The following is a 14832-nucleotide window of genomic DNA, read 5'->3' on the forward strand; positions in this document are numbered from 1 at the left end:
GCTTGACGCTGCCGGTCAAAAGGATTTCAACGGCAGCATGGCACTAAATCTCATCAAGCTCTGCGTCGGCTGCGACTCGATCGAAGACCTGCGCGAATGGGTGGCCGAGCGCTCGCTGCGGGCCATTGCCGCCGGAATGGAGCCACACTCGGTCCATACGACCCGCATGGTACCGAAGCGCGTGGAAGAGCTGCTCGACGGCGGTTCGCTCTATTGGGTGATCAAGGGGCAGGTTCAGGCCCGGCAAAAGATCCTCGACATCAAGACATTTACAGATGGAGAGGGGATCGGCCGCTGCCATCTGGTACTCGGTCCGGAGGTGATCGAAACCTCGGTCCAGCCAAAGCGCGCCTTCCAGGGCTGGCGTTATTATCCCGATGAGGACGTGCCGCGCGATCTCCACAGTCTTGGCGCAGGCATTGCGGAAATGCCCGCGGATCTTCGCCGCGAGCTTTCTGAACTGGGGTTGCTATAGAGCCTTTCCTGCACCTTATCGCAGTCGCAGAATGACGGGCGAAATTCCACCGGGCGACGTGATGTGCAAATGGATATGCGCTTCCGGCTGCGAATAGCGCCACGCGCGGGCACCGTGGCACAGCAGCAGGTTGATGAGATCACGGGTCTTCGGCGATCTTGCCTTAGGGCGCTGCAGGCCGATTTCGGCAAGACGCAGCGCTGCTTCGTGCAGCGGATGCAAACCAGAGCGGCCCTTGTTGACCGCTCGGCGCCCGCCAGGCGCATTTGGAATATTCTCGTTGATCGACATCATCTTCCTCGTACGCAATACAAATCGAACTAGGATCGACTGCCGGCGGCGCGAACACCGCAGCCGGCAGACTGGGGCGCTGCCAAGTCAGTCATAGGCAGCGCCGGATATTTCATTGGGCAGCTGCCCAGCACTTGACGCCGGCCTTTTTCAAGGCCTTGCAGGCGTTGACCGCGTCGCGCTGCTCATCGAAGCCGCCGAAGCGGGCGCGGTAGATCTGGTCGCCTCCACTGCCGTAGGCGACGGCAAAAGGCTTGGCGGAACTCAGCGCTTTGCCGCCTTTGGCCTTGGCGTTTGCCAGAAGGTCCATCGCCGTTTCACGGCTCGAGGAGACGCCGATCTGGACGACCCAGCCAGATGGCTGCGGCATTTCCCGCGCGGCAACTTCCTTTGCAGGAGCGGCCTTGGTGGAGGCCGTCGTCAGCTCGTCGACGGAGGTATCGCCCTGTTCCGGCGGCATATAGGCGGGTGCCGGCGTCGGCACGGCGACGGAAGCCTGTTCCTGCTGCTGCTTGATCGCGACCGTCTTAACCTTGGTCGGAGACGGCATCGGCTGCGTCAGCAAAGGATTGTCCGTTTTGCGTGCGGCGGTTTCCGCATAGGCAACTTCCGTGCGTGCCGTCTGATAACGGCTGTCCGGAAGCGGACCCTTAGGCGGCAGGCCGAGATCGGCAGCGGCTGCCGTGACCGGCGACTGGTTGGCGGCGATCGTTTTCTTTTCCGACTGGGCGACCTTGGCGGGAGAAACCGGCGCAGGCGTTTCGATCATCTCAGGCACTGGCTTCGACTGGGCGATGAGCGTCCCACCACTGGCGGAGGCCTTCGGCAGATAGGTGGCGAGCAGCGTGCGCATCTGCGAATCGCGGGCAGGGGTGGAGGCACCGCCGAGAACCACGCCGACGATCGACTTGCCATCGACCTGCAGGGAGCTGACCAGATTGAAGCCGGCAGCGCGGGTGTAGCCGGTCTTGATGCCATCGACGCCGCGGACGGAACCCACCAGGCGATTATGGCTGCGGATCACGCGATTGCCGAACTTGAAGGCACGCGCGGAGAAATAACCGTAATATTGCGGAAAATGCTGACGAAGGGCGATGCCGAGGCGAGCCTGATCGCGAGCCGTCGTCATCTGCGCGGTGTTCGGCAGGCCGTTGGCATTGCGATAGGTGGTGCGCGTCATGCCGAGCGCATGCGCTTTGGCCGTCATCATCTGCGCGAAGCGATCTTCCGAACCGCCGAGCATTTCACCGAGCGCGGTCGCAGCATCATTAGCAGACAGCGTCACAAGGCCCAGGATACCCTGTTCGACGGTGATCGTGCCGCCGGCACGCACGCCGAGCTTGGTCGGCGCCTGGGCAGCGGCGTGAGCGGAGAAGGGAACGGGCGTGTCGAGACGGATGCGCCCCTGCTCGAGCGCCTCGAAAGTCATGTAGAGCGTCATCATCTTCGTGAGCGACGCCGGATACTGCAGACGGTCGGCATTCTCGCTGTAGAGAACATTTCCCGTCCGGGCGTCGACGACGATACCGGCATATTTCGGATTTGCAGCTTCCGCTTCGGCACTGACCGAGTCGACCGCGACGACCGCGATAGCCATCGAAAGGATCGTCAGCACCTTTGCGAGGAAACCGGCAGACCACGGCGATGATACGGAGGAAATTGACCTTGACACTATTCCACTCTTCGCTTGCATTTTTGATGTTCGGCGGGCCACGCACCCCCTGCTGCGTAACCGGCTGTCTTAGAAAACTACCGGTTCAGCGTTACCAATCCGTTTATGATGAATCGTTTCTTCAGACATTTGCGGGGATTTTAGCGAGGTGTTGCAGACCGGCTCACAAGGCGGGTTTCCACAAAGGTCCTAATCGCGGCATCAATATGGTCCCAATCTGCCAAATGACGGCTGGAGAACCGGTAGAGCACACTGAGATCCTTGCCGACCTTGATATCGCGCTGGCAATCGCCGCTGGTCGCCGTTCCCGCAGACGAGGGCAGGACGCAGCGCACCACATAATCGACGCTTCCTTCGCGCCTTGCGGTCAGCAGCACTTCACCACTGTAACCGGCATCCGCACGAAGGCGGTGCAGCGTCAGGCCATGCGCAAAGGGTTCGGAGGCACCATCCATCAGATGCGAATAGATCGGCTCCAGCCGACCCGACATGTCACGCGACATCGTGCCTTGGGTGATCTGCAGGAAAATCAGGCCTGACGACTGGGCAATGTCGTCGAAGCGCTGGCGCGTTTGCTTGCTGTAGCCCTGCATTTCCGGCCAGGTGAGATAGAGATCGACCCGTTCGGCGGCACCGTCATGACGTTCGCTGGGGAAGCGAATCGTGTTGGCGGGGAGGGCAATGGTGTCGCGGCCGATGGTGAGCGTGATTCCGGCATTGCTTTCCGTATTGCCAGCCAGCGAAATGTGACGGCCCAACCAGCGGCCGGCGATGCTGATCGTCACCGTCAGCAGCGCCAAGACCGCGATCGTGGCCGTGACGCGGATCAGAAAGCGTGTCGATATAAGAGGCTGCTCGCCAGGATGGCCCGCGGCGGAATGGCTCATCGTCGTTCTCGGATGTCGGGCCGCCGTAAGAGAACACGAGTCGTCGGTGCCGGTGATGAATCTCAAGGAGATGATGGGACAGCGGAGGTTAACGAGCCGTTAACTCAGCCAGGCATCGGCCCGATGTGCGGCTTCGTAGAGTTAGAGCGCGTGCGTCCGGATGGAGGCAGGCGCTCCAAAAGGAAGCGCCAAAAACGAAGCGAGCCGTTCCCGGGACAGCGGGAACGGCTCTGGGCGCCGGTCGGGACGGGGATGCGGGGACTGACCGGGCCGGTATGCCTGTTACTTCACGCTACCCACAGCGACGGCGCGGCCGTCCTGCAGCTTCGTCCAGCGAGCCGGATCGTCAGCGGACTGGCGCTTGAGGTAGGTATATTCGGTATCCGACCACAGCAGCACCTTGTTGCGCATGTTGTCGAGAATGAAGTCGCCATGGTCGGTGCGCACCGTCAGCACGGCGTGGCCTTCGCCATTCGGCTGCAGCACGACCGTTATCAGCGTATCGGACGGTGAGAGGCCGGCATCGATCAGCATCTTGCGCTTCAGGAGAGCAAAATCCTCACAGTCGCCGACGGTGCGCGGATAGGCCCAGCGCTCCTCGACACCGTAGATCTCCTTGTCCGTCATAGGTTGGATGGTGGAGTTGACGGTGTAGTTGATTTTGAGAATTTCCTTCCAGCGATCCTCGGTCAGGATTGCGGGACCGGCGTCGCCGCCGGCATAGGCACATTCGCTCGGGTTGGCCTGGCAGAATTCATAGTGCCCGATCGGCGGGCTCGCGTTGCCTGCAAGCGTCATGCTGGCGGAGGCTGCCTGTCCTGCGCCCGCCATTGCCACTGTCATGCCAACAGCCAGAAGGCCGCCTTTCAGTAGATTTCGAATTGACATTATCGTCTCCCCGTTATGAGGACGACAATGACACGGACATTTTTATCTCACGCAAAATTACGTAATCAAATTAGAGGCTTAATTGATTCAAATACGCAGAGAACTTGACTCAAATGCATCTCGAATACGACTAAAATTAAAATCGCTTTCGTCGCAAATTCGATTAAAATTGGAGGATTGGGAAAAAGGCTTTCGGGCCGGAAATGCCCGAAAAACGGACAGGCTGTTAACGGTTTTCGGTAAGCCGAATAAAATTCTGCGGCCGCCTGTGGTGAGAATGGCAATTGGCGCAAGTCGGAATGCGGCCCGTCAAGGACGGGAATCGCTTCTCCAAAACCCGATTATGGCTCAGGTCCGATTTTCGGCCGAAAAAATAATATCGTCAGAGATCGCGAAATCTGTTCGTTGCTGCGACGATCGCGGCGGCGATATCGGTATTTGCAGTGGAATGGGCCGCCTTCGGCAGCACCACAAGTTCGACACCGGGCCATGCGCGGGCAAGTTCCCAGGCGGTGACAAGCGGTGCTTCCATATCGAAACGTCCATGGATGAGGATTCCCGGAATGCCAGCGAGGCTAGGGGCATTTTTCAGGAGGATGCCGTCTTCCAGCCACGCACCCTCACGAAAATAATGGGGGATGATACGCGCGCGCGTCAGAAGGTACAGCGGATCGGACCAGCTGCGCGGCAGGCCGGCTGGATCGGCAAGCAGAATCGTGGCCGCTTCCCATTCATGCCAGTCCTGCGCTGCCTGCAGCCGCACCTGCTCTTCGGGATCGTTGAGCAGGTGATGATAGGCGCTAACGCGGTCCATATTGCGAATCTCCGGCGGCAGCGCCTCGCCGAACCGGTGCCATTCCTCGGGAAAAAGCGGCGCTAGGCCGCGATAGAGCCAGTCGATTTCCGAGCGGCGCGTCGTCGTAACGCCTGCAATGACGATGCCGTTAACATGGCCGGGGTGGGTTTGCGTATAGGCAAGCGCCAGCGTCGAGCCCCAGGAATTACCGAAGATCGTCCAGTTTTCCGCACCGAAGAGAATGCGCAGCTTCTCTATGTCCTCGATGAGATGGGCAGTCGTGTTGCGGGAGAGGTCGGTCGCGGCGTCGGCGGCATTCGGCAGGCTGCGTCCGCAATTGCGCTGATCGACGAGGATGATGCGGTAGACCGAAGGATCGAAATATCGCCGTGCCGTTGTCGAGCAGCCGGACCCCGGTCCGCCATGCAGGACGAGCGCAGGCTTGCCCGCAGGATTGCCGCAAGCTTCCCAGTAGACGAGGTTGCCATCGCCCGTGTCGAGCAAGCCATGTTCGTAAGGTTCAATTTCCGGAAACAGGACTGACATGACGGTGCCCTTTGGTGAAGCGCGCTGTATCCTTCAAGTCTGTAACGGACAGATGATGGACGTGGAATTCCACTGCATCCGTGCCGCATAGGATGACAGATCCGAAAACCGGACGCAGAACTGCGGCGCATTTTTGCTGGAATTGCTTTTTGCTTTACGCAATTCCGGACGCAAAACCGCTGCACACTTTTGTTGGAATTGCCTCAGAGAAATTCGCGGAGTGTCTCGCGCGACTGGACCGACAGGAATTCGATCGCAACGCCCTCCGAGAAATGGCGGACGACGCGACCGCGCATGTTGCCGAGACGGACGGGCGTACCAAGCGGCGGGCGAACTTCGCAATCGACGGCGGCACCCGAGAGCGAAAGGTCCATGATACGGCAGATGTAGCGCGTGCCATCGTCCAGCGTGAGTTCGGTCTTGGTCTCGCGCGGGGTCAGACGATCATGACGGCGATCTTCCGGCAGGCCGAGCTCGTGTTTGTTGGCAAGCCAGGTGAGCTGGGCCGCGAGCTTCTCGCGCTTGCGCTCGGTGGCGTTGATCGACATGGTGAAGCCACGCATATCGACGGTCTGTACATGGCCCTCGACGCGCCCGAGATGGTCGATATAGGCGACAATGCGTTCATTGGCGCGCGGGCGGCCAGCGCAGGTGACATACATGTCGCCGGGCGACATATCGATCACCATGCACTCGAATTCTTCGTAATTCGCGAGCATCAGCCGACCCTGCATGTTGATAGGCACGCGCTGGAACACTCCCTGTTCTGGGCGCGGCGCAGGTCGGTGCGTCTGAGCGGGCTGGAACGAGTGCATCAAAGGGCTTCTTCATAAAATCTCTAAGCCCAATCCTTACCCGCAATCCCTTAACAGAAGGTTGTGGAACGAGCTGCCGCATAACCCTAAAGTACTATGGGCGGCGACCCAAAATGCGACGGTCAGCGGGCGGCTGCCCCATGCAGGAAATGCGACATGGCGCGCAACATGGACCGGCCGAAGGTGGCCTGTTTTTCAGCGGCGACCTCGGCGGGACGACGCGGTTCGACCTGGGCCGCACGGCCGAACCTGTCATGCAGCAGCCGGCTGCGGTCGAGGGCGAGAAGCTCCAGCGGCACGATCTCCAGCCAGCTTGCAGCAGCGGCAGGCGCGATGGCGCCAAGCAGCCGGTCGCAGCCGCCTTCCGGCGAACGGAGCGGCATCATGATGATCTCGAAGACCGCATCATGGCCGGCGATGCTGTAGCCAGTCGCGTTGAAAAGCGTCGGGATCGCATGAACCATGACGCCCTCTGCCGTCTTTTCGATATCTTCGTGCTGACCATTGGCCCAGAGGGCGGAAAAGCGTTCGCCGCGCAGATCGCGGCCGAAGAGATCGCAGATCTTGGTGCCGGCGAGACGGAAGCGGATATGCCGGTCTTCACCGGTCTCCAGTATGAAGAGACTCGCCAGGAGGTGAGGGATCGCGCCGGGCTCGATTTGCGATTTCAGCGGCGCATCCCGCCCGCCGCGCAGAGCATTCCAGTAGTCGAATATGTCGATCGTGATCTGAAGGCGCATGGCAGTGTCTCATTTCGGTTCATTAGGGTGCGGTTTTCGCCCCTTTACCTTCTACCTTGCGGATTTCATGCCAAATCCGGCGAGTTAAGGTTAAGAAAGGGTTTCGCTTGAGCGCCGGGGCCGAGCATGAGACCGTCTCTCCATCACTTCGAACAGTGAAGTTCTGCACAAAGACTGCCAGGGGAGGGGTCATCCTTCGGGGAGCCCTGGCAAGCCGTCCGGCCAGTTCCGGACGGCTTTTTTTTTGAAGGCGGCTCCTGTATGGCTGAGGCCTCAAAACGAGGCGAGGAGAGCATGAACGAACAGACGTCCGGGCCTGACCAGGCATTCCAGCCTTCGCAGCCCGAACCGCCGGCCCGGCCGCCGCGCCAGCCGGTCTTCAATCTTCCGCCAACGCTGCTTGCCACGCTGCTGCTGCTGATCCTGATCTTCGTCGTGCAATCGGCACTGCAGGACGTTTGGCTCGATTGGTTCCTGTTCAACTTCGGCTTCATTCCGCTGCGTTATGCCGTTTCACTCGCAGAGCAGGGGCCGCAGCTCTACTGGACGCCCGTCACCTACTCACTGCTGCACGGAAGCATCGAGCACATCGTCTTCAACGGACTGTGGCTGATGGCCTTCGGCGCGCCGGTCGTGCGCCGCATCGGCACCTTCCGCTTCATCGTGTTCTGGATTCTTTCTGCTGTCGCCTCGGCGGCGCTGCACGCGGCTCTGAACTGGGAGAGCCGGGGGCTGCTCATCGGCGCATCGGGCGTGGTCTCCGGCCTCATGGGCGCTGCCTGCCGCTTTGCCTTCCCTTCCGGGCGGCACGTCGCCAGCTCGGCGCATCTCAATCCGCGAGTGTCGGTGCTGCAGGCGATGCAGAACCGCACGGTGATCATCTTCACGCTGCTCTGGCTGGTCGGCAATGCGCTGATCGCCTTCGGCATCCCGCTTGTCGGCGACGGCAGCCAGGAGATTGCCTGGGATGCGCATATCGGCGGTTTCGTCTTCGGCTTCTTCCTTTTTGCGCTCTTCGACCGGAAGCCGCCTGAGGAATATTTCGAAGAACCTTTGCCCGACGACGAGTTGCAATCATGATCCAACAAGTGCACCATTGACCTCCGCGATGGGAGGAGAGACCGCCGCGGAGCCTGTGTTTCCGAGAAGTGTTTCACTTTCGCCATAGGAGGTCCATATGGCCAGTTCCGTCAAAGCAATACTCGATCTGAAAGGTCGTGACGTCGTCACCGCAGGGCCGAATACTACGGTTTGGGAAGCGGCTGCGATTCTCAGCAAAAAGAAGATCGGCGCGATCGTCGTCGTCGGCATGGAAAACAAGATTTCCGGCATGTTCACCGAGCGTGATCTCGTACATGTCATCGCCAAGGCCGGCAAGGATGGGCTCGATCAGACGCTTTCTTCCGTCATGACCTCGAAGGTCCTGCGCTGCAACGAGCAGACCTCGGTCAACGAGCTCATGGAGCTGATGACCAGCAAACGTTTCCGCCACGTTCCCGTGGAAACCAACGGCAAGCTTGCCGGCATTATTTCGATCGGCGACGTCGTAAAATCGCGCATTGCCGAAGTCGAGCGCGAGGCCGAAGAGATTAAGGCCTATATTGCGAGCTGAGTGACCCTTGTTCTACCAATTCCGGACGCTGCTGCGACCTGGAATTGCTTAGGCGTCAGGAATGCCTGGCGTAGAGTTCCTGCATACGCTGCAGCTCGGGCAGTCTCGCCCGGGCTTCCTCATAGCCACGTTCGATGGCTTCCCCCGCACGATGAAACTCCGACAGGCCGATATCCGACAGGCGCGGCTGCAGCGAAATGTCCGGCGGGTCGCCGGCAAGGCGGGCTCGGGCGATGCGATCCTGAATGATGTTGAAGGCCTGCACCATGACGCCGGTCATGCCCATCCTGGCGGCATAGGGCGCCTCCCTCTGCTGCTGCACTTCGGCCGGCGAGAGGCTGGCATTGTGGCGGACGACGGCGGAGCGGCCGTAGAGGTCATAGTTGAGGTTGACGGCGACGACGAGCGGTTGCTCGTAGCTTCGGCAGACGGAAACCGGCACGGGATTGACGAGCGCGCCGTCGACCAATGTGCGGTTATTGCTGCGGACCGGCTCGAAGATCCCGGGCAGGGCGTAAGAGGCACGAATTGCCGTGATCAGCGAACCGTTGGCGATCCAGACTTCGTGCCCGGTGTTGACCTCGGCCGCGACGGCGACGAAAGGCCGGTCGAGATCTTCGATCGTCAGTCCTTCCAGATGTTCCTGCATGCGTTTGGTGAGCCGCATGCCGCCGAAGAGGCCGGAGCCGCCGATCGTCAGGTCGAGAAGGCTCGCGATGCGGCGCATGGTGAGCGACCGGGCGAAATTTTCCAGCTCGTCGAGTTTACCGGCGAGATAGCAGCCGCCGACGAGCGCGCCGATCGAGGTGCCTGCGATCATGCCGATCTCGATGCTTGCTTCGTCGAGCGCACGCAGCACGCCGATATGCGCCCAGCCGCGGGCGGCGCCGCCGCCAAGCGCCAGGGCCAGCTTAGCTTTCTTTTCGGGAACGGAGAGTACAGGAGAAATGGGCTTGTCGTCACGCACTGCCGAGCCAGAACCGCCCCCGTCTGAGCTTTGACGATTCATACTCCAGCCCAACATGGGATTCCCTCCTCCCGGCAGAACATCTGGGTTCTCATTAACCGCCCCGAACCCTTTCCAAATTGTATATAGAGGGGTCCGGCGTCGCAATAAGGGGCAGGCGGACGAGATTTGGCCTATTTTCCGTAAACGTCCTTGGGATCGAAATGCAGGTCGTCATCGACGATGGTCAGCATGGGCTTGCCATCTTCAAGGGTGATGGTGCGATAGAAACAGGAGCGACGACCGGTATGACAGGTCGCGTCATGGCCGGCAACCTCGACCTTCAGCCAGATGGCGTCCTGGTCGCAATCGGTGCGGATTTCCTTGACGGTCTGCAGGTTGCCCGAAGTTTCGCCCTTCTTCCAGATCTTGCCGCGCGAGCGGCTGAAATAGTGGGCGATGCCGGTCTGGATGGTCAATGCCAGAGCTTGGGCGTTCATGTGGGCGACCATCAGCAATTCGCCGTCGCCGGCATCGGTGACGATGGCTGTGATCAGGCCGCGATCATCGAAATGCGGCGTGAAATCGCCGGCATCCTCCAGTTGGGATTTATCGTCCGACGGCTGATTGAAAATCAGTTCACTCATCGCGGCCTTCCTGAGGGAGCCGGTATCAACGACCCCGTACCATCGTCATGAATCGCACCTGATCGGCCGGTTCGGTCTTGAACGTCCCTGTAAAGGTTGTCGTCAATGTGGTCGAGCCCTGCTTCTGAACGCCGCGCATGGCCATGCACATATGCTCGGCCTCGATCATGACGGCGACACCGCGTGGGCGCAGCGTTTCGTCGATGGCATTGGCGATCTGCGAAGTCATCGTTTCCTGCGTCTGCAGGCGGCGGCCGTAAATCTCGACGACGCGGGCGATCTTGGAAAGGCCGAGAACGCGTCCATCAGGCATATAGGCGACATGGGCCTTGCCGATAATCGGCACCATGTGGTGTTCGCAATGCGAGAAGAACGGAATATCCTTCACCAGCACCATGTCGTCGTAACCGGCAACCTCCTCGAAGGTGCGGCCGAGTACGTCTTCCGGGCTCATCTCATAACCGGCGAAGAGCTCGCGATAGGACTTCGCGACACGGGCAGGCGTATCCAGCAGGCCCTCGCGCGACGGATCGTCGCCGGCCCAGCGCAACAGGACGCGAACGGCGTCCTCTGCCTCCTGCTGGGAGGGGCGATCGGATTCACGAACGGTCTGCGGAAAATTCTTGACGATGGCGTCCATATTCAATGGTCTCCTGGTCCGCAATGCGGACCTTTTCGGACTAGCCACTGGTACCCCAAGCGGGAATTCTTGCACCTTTGGCAGGCTCCGGGGCTTTCCAGGCTCGCTTTCTCGAACCCTTCCGGCACGGTTTCCCAATCAAACTCAATCGGCAAACTTTTTGGCTTCCCAATCAAAGTTATCCGGGGCCATTGCATTTCAACGACCCTCGAACGACATACATATAGGAAGACGACCCTGGTATGTAAGTATGCTGTCGTTTGACTGTGTGTTTTTTGTTTACACGACGATCACATAGGAATTAGCGTCTCTTTTAGGCGTTTTTGGAGCCAGATCCGTCATGGACGACATCTATAACAGCAAAATCCTCGAATTTGCCGGCAATATCCCTTTGACTGGCAGGCTTGACGACGCGGATGCGAGCGCCCAGGCACATTCCAGGCTCTGCGGTTCGAAAGTGCGCATCTGGCTGAAAATGGAGGGCGATAGGATCAGCGCCTTTTCGCATGACGTGAAAGCCTGTGCCCTCGGTCAGGCGTCCTCCTCGATCATGGCCCGTCATGTCGTCGGCGCGACATCTGGCGAAGTGCGCCAGGCACGCGAGGATATGCTCGCCATGCTGAAAGCGGATGGCGAGGGGCCGGATGGACGGTTCGCCGACATGCGCTATCTCCTTCCCGTGCGCGATTACAAGGCCCGCCACGCCTCCACCATGCTGACCTTCGACGCCGTCGTCGACGCCATCAGCCAGGTCGAAGCAAAACGCGCTGAAGCCGTCGAGGCATGAACGATGTGCGAATTCTGTCTGCTGCGTGAGGAAGAGGAAGATGAGGGCGGTGCCGCCGCGCCGAAGCCCCGCACCCAGCGGCAGCAGAAATTTTCCCGCAACTACACCGGTCCGTTCAGCAAGACGCCTGACCGCCTTTTCGGTATGGGGCTGATCCGGCTCTATCAGCTGACGCTTTCCGGCTTTATCGGCAATTCCTGCCGGCATATCCCGACCTGTTCCGAATACGGCTATGAGGCCATCGCCCGCCACGGGCTCTGGGCCGGCGGCTGGATGACGCTTTTTCGCGTCGGCCGGTGCGGTCCGGGCGGCACGAGCGGACTCGACCGCGTACCCGACGAGCTAGAATCCCGTTTCCACTGGTTTACGCCCTGGCGCTATTTCGCACTCGGACGGAAGGAGGCATGAGGTGTGTACCTTTATCGCACTCCTGCATAGCATCGTCCTGACCTCCGAACGGCGCGTGATCATGGAGGATTTGCGGAAGCTTGCAGAAGAGCTCGGCTTTCGCAAACCGCGCACGCTGGTCTCGACCGGCAATCTCGTCTTCGAGGCAGACGAGATGCGGCCGCACGAAGTCGAAGAGAAGCTGGAAGAGGCCTTTGAGGAAAAGTTCGGTAAGCATGTCGATATCATCGTGCGCAGCGACTGCACCTGGATGGCGCTCTGCAGCGCCAATCCCTTCAAGGACGGCGTTGGCGACCAGGTGATCGTGCGCGTCAACCGGCTGCCGATCGATCCGGACAAGGTGGAAGCGCTGAAGCCGCTCCTTGCCGAAGGGCAGCGGATGAAGCTCGTCGGCTGCGATCTCTGGATCGATTTCCACGGTAAGCCGAGCCAATCCAAGTTGCTTTCGGCGCTTACGACCAAGCGCATGGGCGTGGGTACGCTGCGCAACTGGAACACTGTGCGCGGCCTTTTTGAAATGGTCCTGTAGACAGGCTTTTCCTTTACTCAGACCCCAAATATCAGTATCAGGCGGCAGCGCATCCTGACGGGGTGACGCTTCCGTTTCAACCACCCGCATTCGTTGGCGGGACTGGACAAGGAGAATTTCGATGTCCCAATCCGTTTCCCTGACATTTCCTGATGGTTCGGTGCGCAGCTTCGCAGCTGGCGCGACCGGCAAGGATGTCGCCGAATCCATTTCCAAGTCGCTTGCCAAGAGCGCCGTCGCCATTGCGATCGACGGCACCGTGCGCGATCTTTCCGATGCCGTCACCGACGGCAAGATCGAGATCATCACGCGCAAGGATCCGCGCGCGCTGGAGCTCATCCGGCATGACGCGGCACACGTGATGGCCGAAGCCGTGCAGGAACTGTGGCCCGGCACACAGGTGACGATCGGCCCTGTTATCGAGAACGGCTTCTATTACGACTTTGCCAAGAACGAGCCCTTCACGCTCGACGATCTGCCGAAGATCGAAAAGAAGATGAAGGAGATCATCGCCCGCAACGCGCCCTTCACCAAGGAAGTATGGTCGCGCGAGAAGGCAAAGGAAGTTTTTGCCGCCAAGGGCGAACAGTACAAGGTCGAGCTCGTCGATGCTATCCCCGAAGGGCAGGATCTGAAGATCTATCGTCAGGGCGACTGGTTCGATCTCTGCCGCGGCCCGCACATGGCCTCCACCGGCCAGATCGGCACCGCCTTCAAACTTATGAAGGTTGCCGGCGCCTATTGGCGCGGCGACAGCAATAACGCCATGCTGTCGCGTATCTACGGCACCGCATGGGCCGAGCAGGCCGATCTCGACAACTATCTCCACATGCTGGCGGAAGCCGAGAAGCGCGACCATCGCAAGCTTGGCCGCGAAATGGACCTGTTCCACTTCCAGGAAGAAGGTCCGGGCGTCGTTTTCTGGCATGGCAAGGGCTGGCGCATCTTCCAGTCACTCGTCGCCTATATGCGCCGCCGTCTCGCCGTCGACTATCAGGAAGTCAATGCGCCGCAAGTGCTCGACACCGCGCTCTGGGAAACCTCGGGGCACTGGGGCTGGTATCAGGAAAACATGTTCGCCGTGAAATCGGCCCATGCCATGACGCACCCCGAAGACAAGGAAGCGGACAACCGCGTCTTTGCGCTGAAGCCGATGAACTGCCCCGGCCACGTGCAGATCTTCAAGCATGGCCTGAAATCCTACCGCGAGCTGCCGATCCGTCTTGCGGAATTCGGCCTGGTGCATCGCTATGAGCCTTCGGGCGCGCTGCACGGGCTGATGCGCGTGCGCGGCTTCACTCAGGACGACGCGCACATCTTCTGCACCGATGAGCAGATGGCCGCCGAATGCCTGAAGATCAACGACCTGATCCTTTCGGTCTATGAAGATTTCGGTTTCAAGGAAATCGTCGTCAAGCTCTCCACCCGTCCGGACAAGCGCGTCGGCACCGATGCGCTGTGGGACCGGGCGGAAGCCGTCATGACCGATGTCCTGAAGACGATCGAGGCACAGTCCGAGGGACGCATCAAGACCGGCATTCTGCCGGGCGAGGGCGCTTTTTATGGGCCGAAGTTCGAATATACGCTGAAGGACGCGATCGGCCGCGATTGGCAGTGCGGCACGACGCAGGTGGATTTCAACCTGCCGGAGCGCTTCGGCGCCTTCTATATCGACAGCAATTCGGAAAAGACGCAGCCGGTGATGATCCATCGCGCCATTTGCGGCTCGATGGAACGCTTCCTCGGCATCCTGATCGAGAACTTCGCCGGCCATTTGCCGCTGTGGGTCTCGCCGCTGCAGGTCGTCGTTGCGACGATTACTTCCGAAGCCGATGGCTACGGCCGGGAAGTGGCGGATGCGCTGCGCGAAGCCGGACTGCATGTCGAGACCGACTTCCGTAACGAGAAGATCAATTACAAGATCCGCGAACATTCCGTTACGAAAGTTCCCGTCATCATCGTCTGCGGCAAGAAGGAAGCGGAAGAGCGCACGGTCAATATCCGCCGCCTCGGCAGCCAGGAGCAGACCTCTATGTCGCTCGATTCGGCGGTCGAAGGTCTTGTCATGGAGGCAACGCCGCCCGATATCCGTCGCAAGCTCGAGGCAAAGAAGGCCAAGGCAGCCTGAAGATTGCTTTTTGGACAATGACAGC

At 60.1% G+C, this 14832-nt stretch carries 17 protein-coding genes; 7 read left to right on the plus strand and 10 right to left on the minus strand.

Going from position 1 to position 14832, the window contains the following annotated elements; genetic code table 11:
* Nucleotides 1-37 precede the first annotated feature (37 nt).
* Entirely contained in the window at nucleotides 38-475 is a 438-nt protein-coding gene (locus tag JNB85_RS25690) for a DUF1489 family protein (RefSeq protein ID WP_220337230.1), read from the plus strand.
* A 15-nt stretch (nucleotides 476-490) separates the two neighbouring features.
* On the opposite strand, the gene JNB85_RS25695 is transcribed toward JNB85_RS25690, so the two are convergent.
* From JNB85_RS25695 to JNB85_RS25725, 7 genes are all read right to left on the minus strand, one after another.
* Entirely contained in the window at nucleotides 491-766 is a 276-nt protein-coding gene (locus JNB85_RS25695; RefSeq protein WP_220337231.1) for a hypothetical protein, read from the minus strand.
* A 112-nt stretch (nucleotides 767-878) separates the two neighbouring features.
* On the minus strand, nucleotides 879-2459 hold the full coding sequence (locus JNB85_RS25700; protein WP_220337233.1) for a D-alanyl-D-alanine carboxypeptidase: 1581 nt from the start codon (nucleotides 2457-2459) through the stop codon (nucleotides 879-881).
* A 119-nt stretch (nucleotides 2460-2578) separates the two neighbouring features.
* A complete protein-coding gene (locus JNB85_RS25705; protein WP_220337235.1) occupies nucleotides 2579-3325 on the minus strand; it encodes a hypothetical protein in 747 nt (248 codons plus the stop codon).
* Nucleotides 3326-3607: 282 nt separating this feature from the next.
* Nucleotides 3608-4213, minus strand: a complete 606-nt coding sequence (locus tag JNB85_RS25710; RefSeq protein WP_183830887.1) for a transglutaminase-like cysteine peptidase — start codon at nucleotides 4211-4213, stop codon at nucleotides 3608-3610.
* Between the two features lie 382 nt (nucleotides 4214-4595).
* A complete protein-coding gene (pip, locus tag JNB85_RS25715; RefSeq protein WP_220337237.1) occupies nucleotides 4596-5555 on the minus strand; it encodes a prolyl aminopeptidase in 960 nt (319 codons plus the stop codon).
* A gap of 203 nt (nucleotides 5556-5758) precedes the next feature.
* Entirely contained in the window at nucleotides 5759-6370 is a 612-nt protein-coding gene (locus JNB85_RS25720; RefSeq protein WP_220337239.1) for a PilZ domain-containing protein, read from the minus strand.
* Nucleotides 6371-6492: 122 nt separating this feature from the next.
* The gene (locus JNB85_RS25725; protein WP_220337241.1) at nucleotides 6493-7110 is read right to left on the minus strand and encodes a PAS domain-containing protein; all 618 of its coding nucleotides are present in this window, start codon (nucleotides 7108-7110) and stop codon (nucleotides 6493-6495) included.
* A 294-nt stretch (nucleotides 7111-7404) separates the two neighbouring features.
* Here JNB85_RS25725 and JNB85_RS25730 point away from each other — a divergent pair, with 294 nt between their 5' ends.
* Nucleotides 7405-8190: a rhomboid family intramembrane serine protease gene (locus tag JNB85_RS25730; RefSeq protein ID WP_220337243.1), complete on the plus strand. Its 786-nt coding sequence runs from the start codon at nucleotides 7405-7407 to the stop codon at nucleotides 8188-8190.
* 97 nt (nucleotides 8191-8287) lie between these two features.
* Entirely contained in the window at nucleotides 8288-8722 is a 435-nt protein-coding gene (locus JNB85_RS25735; RefSeq protein WP_220337244.1) for a CBS domain-containing protein, read from the plus strand.
* Between the two features lie 55 nt (nucleotides 8723-8777).
* On the opposite strand, the gene JNB85_RS25740 is transcribed toward JNB85_RS25735, so the two are convergent.
* From JNB85_RS25740 to folE, 3 genes are all read right to left on the minus strand, one after another.
* On the minus strand, nucleotides 8778-9746 hold the full coding sequence (locus JNB85_RS25740; protein ID WP_220337246.1) for a patatin-like phospholipase family protein: 969 nt from the start codon (nucleotides 9744-9746) through the stop codon (nucleotides 8778-8780).
* Between the two features lie 116 nt (nucleotides 9747-9862).
* A complete protein-coding gene (gene hisI, locus JNB85_RS25745) occupies nucleotides 9863-10315 on the minus strand; it encodes a phosphoribosyl-AMP cyclohydrolase (protein WP_220337248.1) in 453 nt (150 codons plus the stop codon).
* A 25-nt stretch (nucleotides 10316-10340) separates the two neighbouring features.
* Complete coding sequence (folE, locus tag JNB85_RS25750) at nucleotides 10341-10955, minus strand: GTP cyclohydrolase I FolE (protein WP_220337249.1); 615 nt, start codon at nucleotides 10953-10955, stop codon at nucleotides 10341-10343.
* 340 nt (nucleotides 10956-11295) lie between these two features.
* Here folE and JNB85_RS25755 point away from each other — a divergent pair, with 340 nt between their 5' ends.
* From JNB85_RS25755 to thrS, 4 genes are all read left to right on the plus strand, one after another.
* Nucleotides 11296-11742, plus strand: coding sequence for an iron-sulfur cluster assembly scaffold protein (locus JNB85_RS25755; RefSeq protein ID WP_220337251.1), 447 nt, complete (start codon nucleotides 11296-11298; stop codon nucleotides 11740-11742).
* Nucleotides 11743-11745: 3 nt separating this feature from the next.
* Nucleotides 11746-12150 carry a membrane protein insertion efficiency factor YidD gene (gene yidD / locus JNB85_RS25760; RefSeq protein WP_220337253.1) on the plus strand — a complete coding sequence of 135 codons (405 nt, stop codon included), beginning with the start codon at nucleotides 11746-11748 and terminating at the stop codon, nucleotides 12148-12150.
* Nucleotide 12151: 1 nt separating this feature from the next.
* Complete coding sequence (locus tag JNB85_RS25765; RefSeq protein WP_220337255.1) at nucleotides 12152-12679, plus strand: DUF1697 domain-containing protein; 528 nt, start codon at nucleotides 12152-12154, stop codon at nucleotides 12677-12679.
* 121 nt (nucleotides 12680-12800) lie between these two features.
* Nucleotides 12801-14807: a threonine--tRNA ligase gene (gene thrS / locus JNB85_RS25770; protein WP_220337256.1), complete on the plus strand. Its 2007-nt coding sequence runs from the start codon at nucleotides 12801-12803 to the stop codon at nucleotides 14805-14807.
* Nucleotides 14808-14832 lie beyond the last annotated feature (25 nt).

This window comes from Rhizobium mesosinicum, from assembly GCF_019511345.1.
Classification (GTDB): Bacteria; Pseudomonadota; Alphaproteobacteria; order Rhizobiales; family Rhizobiaceae; genus Rhizobium; species Rhizobium mesosinicum.

Coding starts and splice junctions, on each gene's coding strand:
- JNB85_RS25720 (WP_220337239.1), bottom strand. CDS start 6,370: ATGCACTCGTTCCAGCCCGCTCAGACGCACCGACCTGCGCCGCGCCCA.
- pip (WP_220337237.1), bottom strand. CDS start 5,555: ATGTCAGTCCTGTTTCCGGAAATTGAACCTTACGAACATGGCTTGCTC.
- hisI (WP_220337248.1), bottom strand. CDS start 10,315: ATGAGTGAACTGATTTTCAATCAGCCGTCGGACGATAAATCCCAACTG.
- JNB85_RS25740 (WP_220337246.1), bottom strand. CDS start 9,746: ATGTTGGGCTGGAGTATGAATCGTCAAAGCTCAGACGGGGGCGGTTCT.
- JNB85_RS25710 (WP_183830887.1), bottom strand. CDS start 4,213: ATGTCAATTCGAAATCTACTGAAAGGCGGCCTTCTGGCTGTTGGCATG.
- JNB85_RS25730 (WP_220337243.1), top strand. CDS start 7,405: ATGAACGAACAGACGTCCGGGCCTGACCAGGCATTCCAGCCTTCGCAG.
- JNB85_RS25705 (WP_220337235.1), bottom strand. CDS start 3,325: ATGAGCCATTCCGCCGCGGGCCATCCTGGCGAGCAGCCTCTTATATCG.
- folE (WP_220337249.1), bottom strand. CDS start 10,955: ATGGACGCCATCGTCAAGAATTTTCCGCAGACCGTTCGTGAATCCGAT.
- yidD (WP_220337253.1), top strand. CDS start 11,746: ATGTGCGAATTCTGTCTGCTGCGTGAGGAAGAGGAAGATGAGGGCGGT.
- JNB85_RS25735 (WP_220337244.1), top strand. CDS start 8,288: ATGGCCAGTTCCGTCAAAGCAATACTCGATCTGAAAGGTCGTGACGTC.
- JNB85_RS25725 (WP_220337241.1), bottom strand. CDS start 7,110: ATGCGCCTTCAGATCACGATCGACATATTCGACTACTGGAATGCTCTG.
- thrS (WP_220337256.1), top strand. CDS start 12,801: ATGTCCCAATCCGTTTCCCTGACATTTCCTGATGGTTCGGTGCGCAGC.
- JNB85_RS25690 (WP_220337230.1), top strand. CDS start 38: ATGGCACTAAATCTCATCAAGCTCTGCGTCGGCTGCGACTCGATCGAA.
- JNB85_RS25755 (WP_220337251.1), top strand. CDS start 11,296: ATGGACGACATCTATAACAGCAAAATCCTCGAATTTGCCGGCAATATC.
- JNB85_RS25695 (WP_220337231.1), bottom strand. CDS start 766: ATGTCGATCAACGAGAATATTCCAAATGCGCCTGGCGGGCGCCGAGCG.
- JNB85_RS25700 (WP_220337233.1), bottom strand. CDS start 2,459: ATGCAAGCGAAGAGTGGAATAGTGTCAAGGTCAATTTCCTCCGTATCA.